Annotated in this window: 12 protein-coding genes; 2 read left to right on the top strand and 10 right to left on the bottom strand. The window is 73.9% G+C overall.

The genetic code is table 11. The annotated features are described in order from the left end of the window. Window positions 1-40 precede the first annotated feature (40 nt). From OG447_RS23660 to OG447_RS23640, 5 genes are read right to left on the bottom strand one after another with little or no spacing between them, the layout of a single operon-like run. Window positions 41-2,602 (bottom strand): acyl-CoA reductase, encoded by a 2,562-nt coding sequence (locus tag OG447_RS23660; RefSeq protein ID WP_266939201.1) that lies wholly within the window; start codon window positions 2,600-2,602, stop codon window positions 41-43. Further along, the gene (locus OG447_RS23655; protein ID WP_266939200.1) at window positions 2,599-3,747 is read right to left on the bottom strand and encodes an acyl-protein synthase; all 1,149 of its coding nucleotides are present in this window, start codon (window positions 3,745-3,747) and stop codon (window positions 2,599-2,601) included. The genes OG447_RS23660 and OG447_RS23655 overlap by 4 nt, the downstream gene beginning before the upstream one ends. Window positions 3,748-3,806: 59 nt before the next feature. Then, complete coding sequence (locus OG447_RS23650; RefSeq protein ID WP_266939199.1) at window positions 3,807-4,952, bottom strand: GNAT family N-acetyltransferase; 1,146 nt, start codon at window positions 4,950-4,952, stop codon at window positions 3,807-3,809. Continuing rightward, on the bottom strand, window positions 4,949-6,256 hold the full coding sequence (locus tag OG447_RS23645) for an MFS transporter (protein ID WP_266939198.1): 1,308 nt from the start codon (window positions 6,254-6,256) through the stop codon (window positions 4,949-4,951). The genes OG447_RS23650 and OG447_RS23645 overlap by 4 nt, the downstream gene beginning before the upstream one ends. Further along, window positions 6,253-7,536: a phenylacetate--CoA ligase family protein gene (locus OG447_RS23640; protein WP_266939197.1), complete on the bottom strand. Its 1,284-nt coding sequence runs from the start codon at window positions 7,534-7,536 to the stop codon at window positions 6,253-6,255. Before OG447_RS23640 ends, OG447_RS23645 begins: the two co-directional genes overlap by 4 nt. A gap of 385 nt (window positions 7,537-7,921) precedes the next feature. Here OG447_RS23640 and OG447_RS23635 point away from each other — a divergent pair, with 385 nt between their 5' ends. Next, window positions 7,922-10,510, top strand: a complete 2,589-nt coding sequence (locus OG447_RS23635; protein WP_266939196.1) for a DNA translocase FtsK — start codon at window positions 7,922-7,924, stop codon at window positions 10,508-10,510. 19 nt (window positions 10,511-10,529) lie between these two features. Here the strand turns inward: OG447_RS23635 and OG447_RS23630 are convergent, their stop codons facing one another. The 5 genes from OG447_RS23630 to OG447_RS23610 all read right to left on the bottom strand — a co-directional run bounded on the left by OG447_RS23630 (window position 10,530) and on the right by OG447_RS23610 (window position 16,488). Beyond that, entirely contained in the window at window positions 10,530-11,744 is a 1,215-nt protein-coding gene (locus tag OG447_RS23630; protein WP_266939195.1) for a hypothetical protein, read from the bottom strand. 41 nt (window positions 11,745-11,785) lie between these two features. Next, window positions 11,786-12,124 (bottom strand): hypothetical protein, encoded by a 339-nt coding sequence (locus tag OG447_RS23625; protein ID WP_266939194.1) that lies wholly within the window; start codon window positions 12,122-12,124, stop codon window positions 11,786-11,788. 292 nt (window positions 12,125-12,416) lie between these two features. Continuing rightward, entirely contained in the window at window positions 12,417-14,048 is a 1,632-nt protein-coding gene (locus OG447_RS23620; protein ID WP_266939193.1) for a carboxylesterase/lipase family protein, read from the bottom strand. Between the two features lie 75 nt (window positions 14,049-14,123). Next, on the bottom strand, window positions 14,124-15,029 hold the full coding sequence (gene surE, locus OG447_RS23615) for a 5'/3'-nucleotidase SurE (protein ID WP_266939192.1): 906 nt from the start codon (window positions 15,027-15,029) through the stop codon (window positions 14,124-14,126). Window positions 15,030-15,231: 202 nt separating this feature from the next. Next, window positions 15,232-16,488: an MFS transporter gene (locus OG447_RS23610; protein ID WP_266939191.1), complete on the bottom strand. Its 1,257-nt coding sequence runs from the start codon at window positions 16,486-16,488 to the stop codon at window positions 15,232-15,234. An 883-nt stretch (window positions 16,489-17,371) separates the two neighbouring features. Between OG447_RS23610 and OG447_RS23605 the strand changes: the two genes are divergently transcribed. Next, entirely contained in the window at window positions 17,372-18,103 is a 732-nt protein-coding gene (locus OG447_RS23605) for a phosphatase PAP2 family protein (RefSeq protein WP_266939190.1), read from the top strand. The last annotated feature ends 88 nt before the right edge of the window (window positions 18,104-18,191 follow it).

Below are 18,191 nucleotides of genomic sequence, written 5' to 3'. Positions count from 1 at the left end.
CGCGGACCAGGACCGGACCGTCCCCCCAACGACGGCAGCACTAGCGGCGCGCGTCCACCACCGCGAGGAGCTTGCCGCTCGTCGGGCTGCGGTCCAGTGACGCGCCGTCGACCGGCTCGACCACCAGGTCCAGCAACTGCTCCGTCACCGCCGAGCGGAGTTCCGGGTAACCGGTCAGGAACACCTCCCGCAGCCGCTGCGGGTCCGGCGCCCCGGCCCGCTCCACCCGTACGGTCAGCCGCTCGCGCGCGTCCGTACCGTCGAGCCGGATCTGCAACTCGCCGCGGTGGCCGCCCCGTTCCTCGGCCAGGGCCAGGAAGCGGCGGTGGTTGAGGAAGTACGTCGCCACCCGCATCACGTCACCGGTGCGTCCCCTCAGCTCGAAGCGCGGCGCGTGCCGGCCGCAGGGGCAGCGGCCCGGGACCTCCCGGCCCAGGTCGCCTATCACGTACCGGCCCAGGTGCTGGCCGCGCCGGGCGTGCGTGGTGAAGACCAGCCGGCCCGTGTCGCCCGGGGCCACCGGCCGGTCCTCGGCCAGGTCCACGATCTCCATCGTGTGGAGGTCGGCGTGCAGGTGGTGGACCCCGCCGGAGCTCTCGGTGCACTGGTAGCCCAGCGGGCCGAGGTCGGTGCTGCCGTAGGTGATCGAGCGGACGGCCTCGATGCCGAACGTGTCCTTCAGCGTGCGCTGCTGCTCCTGCGTGAAGTGCTCACCGCCGTAGAAGACCTTCCGCAGGCCTCCGTACGCGCGCAGCGCGTCCGCCTCCGCGTGCAGCAGCTGCCACAGGTAGGAGGGCATTCCGAAGAGGGTGTCGGCCCCGTGGTCGATGAGGGCCTGGGCCGTCGCCCGGTGGTCAGGGCCCGCGGACAGCGGCAGCTGCACCCCGCCGAGCCGTTCCAGCACGGAGAAGAAGCTGATGAAACTGCCGTACATGCCGCCGCAGTAGAAGAGGTTCGCGGTGCGGTCCCCGACCGGGTCGTAGCCGGCGGCGAGCAGGCCCCGCGCGGCGGCGTGCATCTGGGTGTCGTAGTCGTCGTAACTGAAGACCGACAGCGCCGGCGCGCCCGTGCTGCCGCCGCTGCGGAAGTACAGCTCGGCATCGGCCCGCGCCAGCTCCCGGGCCGGCTCCTGCACGTCCTCCTTGCCCAGCAGCGGGCCCGCCGGCGGCGGCAGCACCACGGGCCGGGCCAGGTCGTCCAGGCAGGCGGTCGTGGCGAAGCGGGCCGGGTCCGCCTGGACCGCGACGCGGCGGCTGTAGCGCTGCAGGGCATAGACGCCGTCGTGCGGCTCGCCCGCGTAGCTCTCCAGCATGGCGCCGACCGGCGTGACACGGGTGACGCCCGCGGCCAGGGCGGTGCGGGACAGCTCGGCGATGTCGGTCCGGCTGCCCGCGAGGCCCGCCGTCTGCAGGTAGCGGCGCATCGGGCGCAGGGTGGCGATCAGCCGCTTGCGGGGCAGCGGCTTGACCCACACGCTGCGGTGCAGCGGCGAGGCGGTGAGCGGGGACCGGGTGTCGGCCATGACCCGCCACGAGCCGTCGGGCGCGGCGAACACCCGGGTCAGGCCCAGGTGTTCCTCCAGCCGGGCCACCAGCTCGGTGGTGGTCAGCTCGGCCTCCCCGGCGGGATCCGGCTCGCCCGTCCCGCCCGCAGAAACGGCGGTCACGGCCGGCGGCCGGGCCGCGAGCACGGCGGCGAACCGCTCGGCGAAGGCGAACACCTCGGCCTCGTCCTCCGTGTCGAGGTAGACCACCTGCGGGCTGGAACACGCCTGCTGCTCGTACAGGCACACGTCGTCGGCCAGGGCGTCGAGCGTGCCGGCCTCCGACCAGGCGTCGCGCGTCAGGTACGCAAAGGAGATCCGGTGCCCCCACTCCACCAGCCGGCACCCGGCCGGCACATGGGCCGCCACCCCCTCGACGGCGCCCTCCCCGCCCCATACGGCGACGGCGTCCGCGGGCGCGCACATCAGGCGCAGCCACTCCTGCCGGGAGGACGGGAAGCGCAGCACGAGGACCCGCGCGGCCAGTGCGCCGCTGGGGTCCAGGGCCGCGAGCTCCGCCATCAGGTGCTGGGTCAGCAGGGTGTCGGCGCTGCTGGTCTTGAGGATGTTGACGTTCCCGGCCAGCAGGCCCTCGACGATGCTCAGCGGGGCGACCGTCGCGGCGTTGCCCGGGGCGATGTGGGCGACCAGGCCGACGGGCGCCCACGCCTCGTAGACCGTCTCGCGCGGATCGGCCCGGTCCAGCCGGCCGGGCGTCGCGCTGCCGAGTTCCCGGCGCAGCTTGCGGGTCAGCTCGCGCCGGCCGAGGAGGCCCCCGAGCTCGGCCAGGACCTCCGGGTCCTCCCCCTCGGGCAGGTGCGCGGCGAGCCGGGCGCGCACCGGGTGGGCCGGGTCGCGCAGGGCGGTGGCGAGGGCGTCGCAGGCGGCCAGGACGGTCTCGGTCTCCAGCACCGTGGCCAAGGCGGCCTCCACGGCGGCCGGCAGGCCGGCGAGGCGGCGCCCGGCCTCCTCGTCGCCGATGAAGGCGCCCTGCCAGTAGTGGTGCGCGGCGTCGTCGCCGGGCAGGTCGTACGCGGCCTTGGTCTCCGTCACGGTCACGCCATGCCCTTCATCAGTTCCGCTGCGGCCACCGCGCAGCTGCGGTTGCGGCTCACTCCGGCACGGCCGTGCACGGTGAACCAGGGGGTCCGGAGCTCGCACCCGCAGGCGTCGCCCGGCTGGAGGGAGGCGAGGTCGCCCATGACCACGCTCTGCGCCGGCACCGAGGTGATGTACGGCGACACGAGGTGCAGGTAGCCCCGCTCCCCGTACGGCAGGGGTTCGAGCGTGCGGGTGGAGCGGATCGTCACCCGGGACCAGACGGGGGCGTGCAGCCGGTGGTGGTCGCACTCGATGTACGGGATGCAGTGCTCCACCGACCCGAAGGTGTCCCGGATCCGCTCACCCGGGATGCCGAGCTGCTCGGTGACGCGCGCGTACAGCTCCTCCTTGCCGATGCGCCGGTCGGCGTGCCCCTTCCAGCCGCCGCCGAGGACGACGAGGGAGCCCTCGGGCAGGCGCAGCGGCGGCAGTCCCATGGCCCGCATCCGCTCCAGGGTGAAGAAGAGGAAGGCGGGGAAGCCGAGGATGCGGACCGGGGCGTCCTCCCGCTCGAAGCGGCGCAGCGCCGCGATGCAGCCGAAGGGGTCGAACTCGTGGTCGCCGCCGGTGTTGCGCAGCGCGTACTCGACGCTGCGCGCCGGGGCGAAGTCGCACAGGTAGTTGTCGGTGAAGGCGGTCCCGAGGTTCAGGGAGGGGGCCGGTTCGTAGCTGTACAGGAGGTAGTTGACCTCCTGGTCGGGGGTGATCCAGCCGTTGCGCTCGAAGATCCGGGCGACCATGCGCTGGGCGGAGCGGATGGTCCAGTGGTCGAAGAACATCTGCGACTTCTGGCCGGTGGTGCCGGAGGAGGTCAGGTGCAGCTCGACGTCCTCGCGCGGGACGGAGAGCACCTCGTGCCGCTTGAAGAAGTTCGCGTGGACGAGCGGGGTGCGGTACGGCTCCGCCGGGGGAGTGGCCTCGTACAGGGAGCGGAAGAACGGGGAGCGCTCGGTGTGCCAGGCGTTGGTCTCCGCCATGGCGGCGGCGAACAGTTCGTCCTCCGCGGGCCCGCAGGCGTAGGGGTCGGTCAGGTCGCACAGCTGTTGTACGTGGGGCAGGAGGGCCGGGTCGGGTACGGCGACCGGCGCGAGATGGGGGTTCATGGGGGGCACGGGATTCACCGCATTCACGGCATTCACGGCATTCGCGGGATCAGTGGGGCTCATGAGGCAACCTCGGATGAAGTGGGCAGGTGCGTCGACGCCCAGGCCGACACGTAGCAGTCCAGATAGGGCTGGAGGGGCGGTTCGACGGCGACGCCGCGGAAGTCGATCCGCTCGCTGGAACGGGACAGGACGGCGTAGTCGTGGAACCCGTCGCCGTCCGCGCGCATCGCGGGATAGAGGGCGCCGGCCACGAACCCCTGGGCGAGGAAGGCCGAGAGGGCCTCCTGGTGGTCGAGCGGCACCAGGGCCTCGACGTAGCCGGCGCCCGCGCGGGCCAGGGCCCGGGTGACGGGTTCGAGGTACGCGGCCGCGGCGGCCGGGTCGGGGTGGGCGGTCAGCAGGGAGCAGTACCCGCCGGCCCGGTTGAGGTACGCGTAGACCTCGAACCGGCCGTCCTCCGGGGTGAGCAGCACGTTCGGGGTGTGCAGCGGGTAGAACCAGCCCTCGGCGCCGGGGAACCGCTCGCGGAAGCGGCGGCGCACGAAGGCCGGCGCCTCGATCATCTCCAGCCGCTCGACGGCCCCTTGCGGCACGGGCGTCGGCGGCGGGGCGTCGGCGGCCCGGACCCCGGGGTAGCCGATGCCGAGCGCGGCCTCGGCGGTGCGCAGCAACGGCAGCAGCGGGGCGGGCACTTCGGTGACGGGCATCCGGCGGTCGAGCACACCGGCGGAGTGACGCGCGTAGAGCGCGAGGCTCTCGCGGCTGCGGAGATCCACCGCGTTGGGCAGGACGCCCAGCGGGCGGAAGCCGTTGCGCGCGACGACGCGCTGCGGACCGGCGCTGACGGTCCGTACGGTCGCGTACACCGAGTCCAGCCGCCCCGTGTCCAGCATCCCGGCGCACAACGCCCCGGTCAGGGCGGCTGCCAGGCCCGTCGAGCGGTGCCCGGGGTGTACGGCGATGCCCTCCAGGCGGCCGATGCGACTGCCCGCCTCGCCGTGGATGGCGGCGGACCCGGTCAGGGCCCCGGTGTCGGGGCAGCGGCCGACGAGCCACAGGGAGTGCGGGTCCGCGATGAGGCGGGCCATCTCGGCCGGGTCGGTGCCGAGGGCCACGGGGTAGTGCGGCCCGTAGACGGCGTAGTAGAGCTGGCGCAGTTCGGCGATGTCCGCGCAGTCGGCCGGGGTGATGACGGGCCTCACCGTTCGCCTCCCACGGGTTCGGGCGTACGGGATCCGAGCAGGGCCAGCGCCCAGGCGGCGGGGACCAGGCCGAGGCCCTGCACCAGGCACAGCGTCTGGGGCGAGAGGTAGTCCCCGGCGGAGCCGAACACCAGGGACGCCACGGGCAGGGAGGCGCCCAGTACGGCCTGCATCACGGCGAAGAAGCCGGGTTTGTCCGCCGTCGGCACCAGCCGCTGGAAGAGGGCCACGAAGCGGACGCTGACGGCCCCGGCGCACCAGCCGGCCACGGCCAGGCAGCCCGCGACGGCCAGGCGGTGCGAGACCAGCCCGGGCAGCGCCAGGGCGAGGGCCATCAGGCCCAGGCAGTAGGCGCCGGCGACCGTGGGCCGCCCCGGCACGCGGGTGCCGGTGAAGGCGCCGATGAGCGCACCGGCGCCCAGGGAGGCCTCCAGCAGCGCCACGGTGCCGCCACCGCCCAGGAGGACCGAGCGGGTGTAGAGGGGGATGACGACGAACACGGCGGTGGTGAACAGGTTCGCCGCGGTGAAGCAGATCAGGATCCGCCGCACGTAGGGCAGTTCGCCGAGGATGCGGCGGAGCGTGCGCCGCTGGGGCACGGCGGCCGCCGGGCCGGACGCGCAGGTCGTCGGGGCCGCGGCGGTGCGGAAGCGGGCGCTCGCGACGAGGAGGGCGGCGCCGAGGTAGGCGGCCGCGCAGCCGGCGGCCAGCCCCGCCACACCGGCCCGGTCGACGGTCAGGGCGCCGAGCAGCGCTCCGCCGAGCCCGGCCAGGGACTGGGTGGACAGTTCGAAGCCGGTGGCCGTCTCGATGTCGGCGTCGTCGACCAGCTCGGGCACCGAGGTGGTCAGGCAGGGGTCGAAGAACGCCTGGCAGGTGGCCAGGCCGAGAGCGGCGGCGTACACGGCGGCGACCGGCAGGCCGCCGCCGTACGCCCACAGGGCGAGGGCGCACGAGGCGGCCCCGGCCAGGCCGGCGGCGGTCCGCAGGACCGAACGGTGGGCGAACCGGGCGACGGCCCCGGCCACGACGGGCGCCAGCGCCACGGCGGGCAGCGTGCAGGCCGCCATGAACAGCCCGGAGGCCAGACCGGGGGCGACGCGCACGGCGTAGGCGACGATCCACCAGGACACGCCGACCTGGAACATGCGGACGGCGGCCTGGGTGAGGACCTGGCCGAGCCATACGGCGGCGAAGGCGCGGTTGCGCAGGATCAGCGGAGCGCGCCGGCCGCCGGCCGCGGCGCGGGCTTCGGCCTCCTCTTCGGCCACGGCCACGGCTGCGGCAACGGGTGCGGCGGTCATGCGGTCGGCCTCTCGTCGAGGACCCGGACGAGCTTGCCCGAGCGCGGGTTGACGGCGAGGTCGCGGTGGCGCGCCCACTCCACGGACAGCGGGTGCACGAACCCGGCGCGCACGCTGTCCGGATACAGCGGCCGTACGGTCTCCAGCTCCGCGACCACGGCCTCGGCCAGCGCCTCCCGGCCGCCCGCGGCCGCGCCGCGGCCGGCGTCACCGGGGGCCGTCGCCAGCCGCAGGACGAGCCCGTCGCGGCCGTCCCAGCGGCGGACGACGAGCTGCATGCCCACCACCTGCCCGGCGGTGTCCGCCGCGGCCACGGCGTCCTGGGCGTCCTGGGTGTAGAGGGAGACGGGCCCCACCCGTACGCCCTCCTCGGTGCGGCCGAGGATCCGGAAGTGTCCGGGCCCGGTGCCGGTCCACTCGGCCCGGTCGCCGGCGGGGTAGCGGATGATCGGCATGAGGCGGCGGAAGAGGCTGGTGACGACGACCCGGCCGGGCCGGCCCGGTTCGGTGACCGGCTCATCGGTGGAGTCGTCGAGGATCTCGACGACCGAGTACGGGGTGAACGCCCGGTGCACCCGGGCATCCGAGCCGGGGACGGGGCGGCCGAGCAGGCCGGCGTCGACGCTGGCGTACCCGACGGAACGGGCCTCGGCGCGGGGGAACGCGGTGGCCAGCAGGCGCCGCTGGTCGTCGAAGAGGGCCTCGCCGCCGAAGAGCAGCAGTTCCACCGAGTCGAGCCGGACACCGGACGCGACGACCTGTTCGGCGAGCCGGCACAGGGTGGTGGGCGTGCCGGCCACCACCTGGGCGGCGAGGTCGCGCAGCGTGGGGATCGTCGACTCCAGCGGCGCGCCGCCGCCGATGGGCAGGCGGACGTTGTCCACGGGCGCGTGGGCGAGCGAGTCGAGGACGAAGAGGAAGCTGGCGTACAGCTCCCCCGCGTAGAAGAGGTCGGCGACGCGGTGCCCCGGGCGCAGGCCGGCGTCCACGAGTCCCTGGCCGAAGGAGGTGACGAACGTGCGCCACTCGTCGCGGGTGTAGACGGAGAACTTGGGAGCCCCGGTGGTGCCGCCGGTCTTGTAGACCGTGGCCTCGCTGAGCGGGCCGGTCAGTACGCGGCTGTCGTGCAGGGAGTTGGCCGCCCAGAACTCCTGTTGGTCGACCACCGGCAGGTCGGTGAGGCGGTCGGCGTGCGGCGGCAGGGACGCGTAGAGGTCCCGGTAGAAGGGTGAGTTGTGACGGGCGAAACGTATGAGGTCCGAGAGCTGCTGGGCGGACATGGGCCTTTGCCTAGGTGACGGTAAATGGGACGGGAGTCACGGCGGGGCGCGGCGAGAGCGAAGGCTCGCCCGCGGGATCGACCGGTGTGAACGGGGGACCCCCCGGCGCCCCCGCCTCCTCGACGCACGTCGAACTGACGTGCAGTCACGATGATGAAACATCAGCGGCCTAGTCACCAAATTGACCCAGGATTTCCGGCCATTGCGGCTGTACTGGTCAGTATTTCTGTTGCCTGCCCTCTCGCGGTTCTTCCGGCCCGCGGCCGGCCGCGGTGGCCCGGTCCATCAGTTCCAGGAGGCTCGCCCCACCCCGGCACGGGCTGCCGGGCCCACATAGGATCCCGAAGGCGAAACCCGTGAGGGGGCACGCCGCAGAGGGGGGAAAGTGCAGGGAACACGGATCGCCGGGCGCTACCGCGTGGCCGGTCTGATCGGCGCGGGCGGGATGGGCCAGGTCTGGCGCGCCTACGACGAGAGACTGGGCCGCGAGGTCGCCGTCAAGACGCTGGCCGGCGGGCAGCGGGAGGGGTACGCGCACGCCGCGGCGCGTTTCGAGCGCGAAGCCAGGGTCGTCGCCGGACTGCAGAGCCGGCACATCGTGACCGTCCACGACATCGGGTCCACCAGCGTCGAAGACGACCACCCCCTGCTCTTCATCGTGATGGAGCTGGTCACCGGGCACCCCCTGGACCTCGTGATCAGCAACGGCCCTCCGGGCCTGGACGACGTCACGCGCTGGACGGCGCAGGTGTGCGACGCCCTGGCGACGGTCCACGGGGCCGGCGTCCTGCACCGCGACCTCAAACCGGCGAACGTGATGGTCACGGCCGACGGCACCGCCAAGGTGCTGGACTTCGGCATCGCCTCCTTCCTCGACGACCCGGCGCCCCAGACGGCACTGACCGCGACCGGAGCCGCGATCGGCACCCCCGCCTTCATGTCCCCGGAACAGGCCCAGGCGCTCACGGTCGACCACCGCAGCGACCTCTACTCCTTGGGCTGTGTCCTCTACAACCTGGTCACCGGCCGCCCTCCCTTCATGGCCGCGAACGGGGTCGCCCTGCTCGTCAAGCACGTCTCCGAGCCCCCGGTGCCGCCGAGCCGGTACAACCCCCGGCTTTCCGGGGCCTGGGACGAGCTGATCCTCGCGCTCCTGGCCAAGGACCCCGCGGGGCGGCCGCCGGGCGCCGCGGAGGTGCGGGACCGGCTCCTCGCCCTGGCCGCGCCGGGCCTGCTCGAGGGCCTGGCCCGACGCCTGCTGCGCCGCCCCTCCCGGCCCGTGCCGACGCCGACGCAACTGCGGACGCCGATGCCGATGTCCATGCCGACGCCGCGCCCGTACCGGCCCCCGCTGTCCGGCGTCCCGCCGTATCCGGCGCTGCCCACGCACCCTGTGGCGGCCCCGGCCCCCACGCAGCCCGTGGCGGCCCCGGCGCCCACGTGCGTCCTCGACGAGATCCGGCCCCCCGCGCCGCCGCGGGCCGGAGAACCGCGGCCGCGCCTCATCTCGTACGCCCTGCCCTCCCTGGACCTGCTGGGACGAGGCGCCCCGGACAAGGGACGCGGCCCCGCCAACGACGCCGCCATCGCGACGCTCCACCACGTCTTCGACCAGTTCGAGGTCGACGCGCGCGTCACCGGCTTCTGCCGGGGGCCCGCCGTGACCCGGTACGAGGTCGAGCTCGGCCCGGGCGTCTTCGTGGAGCGGATCACCGCGCTGACCAAGAACATCGCCTACGCCGTGGCCTGCCAGGACGTACGGATCATCAGCCCCATCCCCGGCAAGCCGGCGATCGGCATCGAGATCCCGAACGCCGACCGCGAGACGGTCCACCTGGGCGACGTCCTGCGTCTCGCGGACGCCACCGAGGCGGACGCCCCGTTGACGGTGGGCCTCGGCAAGGACGTCGAGGGCGGATCGGTGCTCGCCGACCTCGCCCGGATGCCGCACCTCCTGATCGTCGGCGGCCCCGGGTCCGGAAGGTCGTCCTGCGTCGACTCGCTCATCACCTCGGTCATGGTGCGGTCCACCCCGGAAGACGTCCGCATGATCCTCGTCGACCCCAAGCGGGTTCGCCTCGCCGCCTACGAGGGCATCCCGCACCTGCTCGCCCCGGTCGTCACCGATGCGCGGCGTGCCGTGGAAGCCCTGCGCTGGACGGTCCGCGAACTGGACCTGCGCTACGACGACCTGGCCGCCTTCGGCTTCCGGCACATCGACGAGTTCAACCGGGCGGCCCGGGACAACCTCCTCAGACCGGAACCGGGCAGCGACCGCGAGCCGCACCCCTACCCCAGCCTGCTGGTGGTCGTCGACGAGCTCGCCGGCCTGATGACCGCCGCGCGGCCGGACGCCGAAGCCGCGATCACCCGGATCACCCAGCTGGGCCACACGGTCGGCATCCACCTGGTGCTCGCCACCGAACAGCCCACCGAGGCCGTCCTCACGCCGCACGTGATCGCGGGACTCCGGTCGAAGCTGCGGTTCGCGGTGGACTCGACGGTGGCCGGTCCGGCCGGGCTGGGCTGGGCGGGCGCCTCCACGCTGACCGGCAAGGGCGACGGGCTGTTCCTGCCCATGGGGGCGGCCCACCCGGTCAGGTTCCAGGGCGCCTTCGTCTCCGATGCGGAGATCGAGGCGGTCGCGAGGCACTGCCGGAGCCAGATGGACCCCGTCCACCGGGACGACTTCCCGGCCGGACGATCCGCGAGGCGCGGGGTGCACCCCGAAGTCGGCGAGGACCTCGACCACCTCTGCCAGGCGGCCGAACTCGTCGTCTCCACCCAGTTCGGCTCCGCGTCGATGATCCGGCGCAAGCTGCGCGTGGGGTACGCCAAGTCCCACCGCCTCATGGACCTCTTGGAGTCCCGGGGCGTGGTCGGCCCGTCCGACGGCCAGAAGGCACGCGACGTCCTGCTGAGGTCCGACGAGATCGACGGCCTCCTCTCGGCCCTGCGCCGCGAGCGGGGCTGACGCGGCGAGGGCCACAGCACTAGTCCTGCCAGTAGAACAGCAGCGTGTGGACGTCGAGCGGGTCGCGCGCCCCGAAGTAGTAGACGCCGAGGCCGGTGACGCGGATCGATCCGGTGGCCCCGTCGATCCAGCGGAAGCCGGCCGCTTCGAGGGCGGCGCGGGCGGCGGGGTCGTCTCCGTGGTCGCCGGCGAACCGCCCCAGCGTGCTGATGAAGACCTCGCTCCTGCCACCCTCCCCGTACCCGATCACGTGGTACGTACCGCCGCCCTGGCGGTGGGCGTCGCCGCAGGAGACCGGGGTACGGGGAGTCAGCCCCGCAGCCGCCAGCGCGGCCGTGGCCAGGGCCAGTTGCCGCTCCTCGTCCGGCGGTCGCGGCGGCTCGGTGCACAGGGCCTCGATCCGCCATCGCGGGTCGCTCTGCTTCTCGCACTCGTGCCCGTACTCGTGCACGATCGCCCGGCGGAGCTCCTCGTCCAGGCCGTCGACCTCCACCCGGGGACGCCCCAGCGCCTCGTACTCCGCCCGCGTCCGCGCCGCGTCACCGGTCAGCCGGTGCAGCGCGTACGCGGCCCACAGCGTGGCGTCGGCCGTCGGAGCCTCGGCGAGGTAGGCGCGGACCCGGTCCGGGCAGGTCAGCAGCGACTGCGCGAGGTGGGCCACCTGCGGGTCGGGGTCGGCGAGCGAGTCGGTGACGTCCCCGCCGGCACGGTGCCGTACGCGCACGGCGACGGCCCGGTCCTCCGGCCGCCCGCCGCCGAGCTCGCAGAGCACCGCCTCCACCCCGTGCCGGTCCACGAGCGCGTCCAGTCCGGCCTCCCCGATCGCCCGCCGGCTCCGCCAGTGGCTGAACGCGAGGGTCGCCAACCCGACCGCCGCCGTGCGGTCCCCGAGGGCCCCGCGCGCTTGGAGGACCGCCTCCGGCATGCCGTACGCCTCCTCCCGCCGCCGGTCCTCGTGCCGCAGCCAGGGGAGGAGCTCAGCCCGGTCCGAGAGGAGGCCCAGCAGGGCCTTGCGGACCGTCCCGGAGTCCTCGGTGTCGCGGACGCACGCGAGCAGTTCGGCGGCCCGTGCCGCGGGCACCCGGCCGGTCAGTGCGTCCACGCAAGCCGTCCGGCGCCACCAGGGCTGCGCACGGTCGACGGCGCACCGCGCGAGCAGGTCCGCGTCGTACACCCGCAGCCCGGCTGCGTCGGCCCGGCCGGCCGCGGGCGTCAAGGTCTCGATGTTGGGCATCCGGGGATGCTACTGCGCACCCCGGCGCGCCCCGAAGCGGATTACTCAGTTCCCATGAAGCCGCTGCACTGGGTGTGCTGGCCGCTCTGGGTCACGGTGTACTGGGCGTTCTCGACGTTCAGGAACTGGAATCCGCCGTTCTCGGCGACCTCGAACGAGCCTCCCGCGGCGGTCGGTGACGACAGGAAGGCCGGGCCCGGCGTGAACCCGCCGCCGGAGAGGTGCACCTTCCCGGTCGCCGGGAACACGCCGGAGATGGAGCAGGTGGCGGTAGGTGCGGCCGCGGGAGCCGACTGGGCCCAGGCGAAGGAGGCCGGGCCGAGGACGAACGCCCCCGCCAGGAGCGGGGCGAGCACGGTGAGCCGTGTGGGTCGGTACATGATCTTCCTCCCGGAAGGGAATCGAGGGGAGAGGGAGAGGCAGCGCCGCGGGCACGCACGGCCGCACGCGCGTGGTGCGGCTCTCCCCCCCCGAAGTCCGGCCGACGCCGTTCCGGGGCCCCGCCCCAGGGGCGGAGCCTCAGGGGCGGGGCGGGCCGTCGGTACGCGTCAGCAGGCGGCGCCGGGCGCCCGGGTCGGCCGGACCGCGCCCGTCGCTTCCATCCTCCCCCGCCCACACCGGGGTGTCGATCGCTGACGGGCCGCGACTCCCATGGGCACGGGCGGTCGCCGGTCAGATCGGCCGGGGCGGCTGGGTCCGCCAGAACGCGCACTGGTGGTCCGCCTCGAACGACGCGCTCGTCCGCGTCCCCGCCGGGTCGAGGGTCAGGACGGTCGCGGCGCCCACGCCGGCACCCGCCCCGGTCGCCGGCCACGCCGCCTGGCCCGGCACCACCGGGGTGCCGAAGCGTGCGAAGGCCCCCCAGTAGCGCTTCATCGAGGTCGCCAGCGCGACCTGATCGGGAGTCAGCGGACGGTCGCCCATGGTGAAGTCGTGCAGGTACGCGAGCTCCGCACTGTGGGCGTTGGACTGGTCCAGCCCCGGGACCTGCGCTCCCGCGAGGGTCGGCGACCGCGGGTCGTCGAACTCGTAGGCGTAGGTCGGAACTTGCGCGGCGAACAGCCGCGCCGTCCACGCCGTGTGGCAGGCGAACGTGGAGTCGGTCATGACGGCCGAGAGCGCCAGGTAGGGCGAGCCGTGGTCCGCCACCGGATACCGCGCGAGGACCTCCGGCCCCGCGGCCCCGTACCCCGCGAGGATCTGCGCCGTGTACTGCTCCGCCGTCAGGTGCGGCTGGGTCAGCGCGACGAAGAGCCGGGCCTCGGAACGGGTGCTCCCGATCAGGACCGGCACCTTGTTCCAGGCGCCGTTCCCGATGGCCCGCGCCGGATCGACCGGCAGCAGCCCGTCACCGGACGCCGGACCCGAGGTGGGCACCGTACGCGCCGCCTCGACCAGGGCCGCTCCGGAGGCGGCGCGCAGACACGCGGGGACCCCGGCCGGACCGGCGCACCCCGCCCGCGCGGCGAAGGTCCGCGCCTCCGTCTCCGCCCGCGCGCCGTCGGGCGTGCCCAGCAGCGTGCACGGCCCGCTCTGCAGTACGGCCCGGTGGAACAGCCCGGCGGCCGACGGCGCGGCCAGCAGTGCGCAGACGGAACCACTGCCCGCGGACTGACCGGAGACCGTGACACTGCCCGGGTTCCCGCCGAACGCGCCGATGTTCTGCCGCGTCCACTGGAGCGCCGCGATCTGGTCCATCAGCCCGAACGAGCCGGAACGGCGCCCGTTCTCGGCGGCCAGCTCGGGCAGTCCCAGATAACCGAGCTGCCCCAGCCGGTAGTTGATGCTGACCACCACGCTCTGCGTGAGATCGGCCAGGGTCCGGCCGCCGAACTGCGTTCCCGTCCCCTGGCTGTACGCGCCCCCGTGCATCCAGACGACCACCGGAAGCCGGGCTCCGGGACGGGCGGTGCGGGGCCGGTACACGTCCAGGTACAGGCAGTCCTCGCTGACGGCCGCCGGATCCCGCAGCCCGAACGGCGAGAACTGCAGGCAGGCGGGAGCCTGTTGGGCCGCCTCCCGCACCCCGTGCCACCGGGGCGGCGCCTGCGGCGCCCGCAGCCGTGCCTCCCCGACCGGGGGAGCGGCGTAGGGGATGCCGAGGAACTCCTGCGCCCCGTCCCGGACCTGCCCGCGCAGGCCGCCCTCGGCGACGGCGACCACCGGGCGGGGTGACCCGCCCGAGCCGCCGGCCAGCGCGTTCGCCGGGACCGCCGAGGCGAACAGGGCCGCCAGCGCGAGGGCCGTGCCGAGCAGGGGTCTTGCCGGAGCCGGCCGGAGCAGCCGCTCCCAGGGTTTCTTCATCGCGTCCGTCCTCCTGGAATGGTGAACGGCCGGGGGCGGGGCGGCACACCGCCCCGCCCCCGGCCGAGGCGTAGGTTAAGGGCGGAGCCCGGAGAGCAGGGCGGAGGCCGCGGCGCGGTCGGCCGGGCCGGTGTTCCAGTCGGCGTTCATCGGGCTGACGGCGATCTTGCCGGCGCTCACGGCCTCGATGTCACCGCCCTTGGCGGCGGGCCGCAGGGCCACCTTGACGGTCACCTTCCAGGTGCTGTCGCCGGAGTCGGTGAAGTCCGGTTCCAGGAAGTTCTGCGGATCCTGGAAGGTCGTGGCGACGCCGGCGGCCGTGCCCTTGCCGTCGGTGCCGACGACGGGATGGTTCACGTTCAGGCCGACGCCCTCGGGCAGCAGTGGACCGGAACGCGCGCGGGTCCGCAGCCGGTCGATCAGTTTCACGGCGAACTCCATCGTGGGGCCCATCGCGTTGACCGTCGTGACCGGATCGGGCGCGGTCAGGCCGCCGGTGCTCAGCGCGATGGCCGGTACCCCGGACTCCACCGCGGTGACGGCTCCGCCGACCGTGCCGGAGTGGGTGGCGAGCCCGCCGACGTTCGGGCCGAAGTTCGTACCGGAGACCACCAGATCGGGGGCCCGGTCCGCGAAGACCTCGGCCAGCCCGAAGGCCACGGAGTCGCCGGGAGTGCCGTCCACGGCCCATACCTTCGGCTCGGGGTGCTTCACCGTGATGGTGGGGGCGTTCATCATCTTCGTTCCGGTGCCGCTCTGGTTCGTGAGCGGCGCGATGATCGTGACGTCGTGCCCGGCGGCGGTCAGGCGCTCGTACGCCTTGCGGATGCCCGGCGCGTCGTAGCCGTCGTCGTTGGTGAGCAGGATCCGCAGCGGGCCGGGGGGCGCGGCCTGCGGTGCGGCGGCGGCGGGAGCCGTGCCCGCCAGGGCCGGTGCGCACAGCACCAGGGCGGCCAGCGGCAGAACTCGCTTGCGTCTCACGGAGTGCTCCTTCGGAGAGGGAGGAGAGTGCAGGGAGGGAGGGTGGGGTGGGGCGGGTGGAGACCGGCGGGCGGGCGACCCTCGGCGCACGCCCGCCGGAGTACGGACCGGCCCGAACGCGTAGGCCGTGTCGTCGAAGTCCCGTCCGGCCTACGGGCGGCCGGCGCCACTTCGACGACACGCCCCAGGCGGGCGCGGGAAGTCAGCGCACGCTGCGGATCGGGAGGATCGCGAGGGCGCCGATCAGGGACAGCGCCCCGCCGACGAGGAACAGCGGGGTGTAGCCGCCCAGGGCGGTGACGACGGCCGACGCGACGAAGGGGGCGATGATCTGCGGCCCGGCGTTCGCGACGTTGAGGACGCCCATGTCGCGGGCGGCGTCCTCGGCGCTCGGCAGGACCAGGGTGACGAGGGCGGTGTCGACGGCCATGAAGCAGCCGAACGCGAGGCCGTTGAGCGCGCTGAAGACGAGCATGCCGGTCCAGGTCGGGCTGATGACCGGGACCACCATGACGAGGCCGGCCAGGGCGGCGGACACGCCGACGAACACCTTGCGGCGGTTCCACCGGTCGGACAGCAGGCCGCCGACCACGGTGGACACGGCCATGGCGACCATCGACACCGGGGTGAGGACGGCCATCGCGGCGGGCGGCGTCAGTCCGGCGGGCAGGGCGATGTGGTCGCCGAGGATGTACAGCTGGTAGCCGACGACGGAGAAGTACCCGAGGACCATCAGGGCCCGGCCGATGAAGGCCCACCGGAAGTCGTGGCTGGCCAGGGCGGAGAGGAAGGCTGCCCACTGGGCGCCCTTCGGCGCGGCCGGCGCGGGGGTCGCCGGCTCGGTGCGCGGGATGTCCCGGCAGAAGGTCGTGAGCAGCAGGGCGGCCACGGCGATGATCGCGCCGAACACGAGGTAGCCGGTGCGCAGGTGCTCGGCGGTCTGGGAGGCGACGAGGACGCCGACCGTGCCGCCGATCGGCAGCCCCAGTCCCACCAGCGCGGACGCGGTACCGCGGCGGACGGCGGGTACCCGGTCGGGCACGATGGCGGTGACGGCGGCCTGGTAGACGTTCATCGTCGCCTGGACCAGGCACCAGCCGATGCCCACGAGCAGGGCGGTGGTCACGTTCCCGAGGAAGGCGAGACCCGCGAGGGAGGCGAGGGCGCCGCCGAGCACCCAGGGACTGCGGCGCCCGCTGCGGTCGGAGAGTGCGCCGGCGATGGGGTTGAAGGCGGTCGCGAAGATGGCGCTGATGCCGCCGATCAGGCCCAGGACCGCGACCTTGTCATCGGGGGCGATCGCGGCGATCTGGGTGGGCAGGAGTACGGATCCCACTCCCATGTAGACCGCCATCATCGCGGAGTTGGCGACCAGCAGCAGGAGCAACAGCCCGCGCTGGCGGGGCGGTTCCGCGGCGGCGGAGGTGGTGAGCGGGCCGGCGATATCGTTCGTGGCCATGACGACTCCTCGGGGGACGGTGCGGGGAGGTGGCGAGCAGCGGTCGAGCGTGGGGGAGGGGCGCCGCGCGGGCGGCGGTGGGGGCGGCGGGCAGCGGGGCAGAGGTATTGCCGGAGCCACGGGCCGATGACGCGTTCACCTGATGTTGTTACACGTGTCACCTGCGGCGCTGGACACTGTGTAGCACCCATTTCGAGCCGCCGCCAAGCCTTGTGGGCCGACGTTGTGCAGATCGTGACCGTCCGGAGATCCGCAGGATCACCACGTGTAACCATCGGGTCCAGGCCGCCGGACGGGCCGGTTGTGCCGAAAACCCTCTTGCTCTTGTGGCGGCGGTCACCCATCCGCAATACTCCGTGCCGCGCCGCGACGATCTCGTGGCCGTACGCGGTCCCGGTTCCCCTGTGCCCCGGTTCGGCCGCGGCTTCGTCCGCCCTTCCCGTCCCCGATGCGGCACCCGCCGGCCGCGCCTAGTGCTGTGGCCGGAAAGGTTCACCGGGTCGCGCCGCCCGGCACGGCGACTCGCCGCGTTGTCGGACCGCGCCGGTACGTCCAGTACGGGTCGCGGCCCTCCGCCTTGCGATGCACCGCACCGGACGACGCGACCCGGCAAACCTTTCCGGCCACAGCACTAGCGGGCGTACGTCCTCCTGCGCCTCGCGGGCGTACGGCTTCGACGTACGTCCTGCCGTCACCGCCGGAGGCGCCCTCCGCCGGCGCCGCGTGCCCGCGTGCCCACACGTCCGCGTGCAGGTGTGCATCCGTTTACGCGTACCTGCGCGTACGCACCCTTCTCCGGCGTGGCCGTACGCCCGCCCTGCCGCTCCCCGTGACTGCCCCGGTGTTTCCGCTCGCCCGGGCGGCTGACCGTGAAAGGCCCGCCATGCAGCACTCGCCCCCCTTCACACCCCCGCCCCGGCCGGTGCCGCCACCCCGGTACCACCTGCCGGCCCTTCCGCCCCGTCACGCACTCGCCTTCGGAGTCGCGCTCCTGTTCGTCTCGCTGGCGACGGCCCTGTTGCTGCGCATCGACGACCGCCCCTTCTTCCAGGGGCTCGACGACCGCTGGGCGGCCTCGGTCAACGGTTCGGCCGCGCAGGGCGGGGGTGGAGGGTTCGCGGGCGGTTTCGCGGTCTTCCTCGACCGCCTCGGCGGCCCCTTCGGCCTGGTGCTCCCGCTGGCCCTCATCGGCTGCCTCTGCGTCTACGGCCGCTGGCGCTCGGGGCTGTTCGTGTTCTGTGCCTGCGTCGTCGCCAACGTCCTGGTGGTGCTGCCCCTCAAGCAGCTGGCCGACCGGCCCCGCCCGCCGTTCCCGTGGGTCCTGGTCAACGACGGCTCGTACCCCTCCGGCCAGGTGTTCAGCGCGGTGGCCTTGGTGTTCGTCATCGCCGTGGTCGTGTTCCCGGGGCGTGCGCGGCGCTGGTGGTGGCCGGTCGCGGGTGTGTACGTCCTGTCCATGATGGGGAGCCGGACCTGGCTGCACGCCCAGTGGCTCAGCGACACGTTCGCCGGTGTGCTGCTCGGCGTGGGGACCTGTCTGGTGCTGTGGCGCGTCTTCGCGCCGATGCTGGATACGGAGGCGGAACGGATGGCCTCGGGCAGTCTCTGGCTGTGACGCGACGACCGGGCGCAGCGAGGTCTCGCGCGTCTCAGAATGATGAGACTCATTGACGGTCGCAAAAGAATCGACATAATCTCGAGGG

The organism is Streptomyces sp. NBC_01408 (genome assembly GCF_026340255.1).
GTDB lineage: Bacteria > Actinomycetota > Actinomycetes > Streptomycetales > Streptomycetaceae > Streptomyces.
This window is presented reverse-complemented; position numbering and strand designations above follow the sequence as displayed.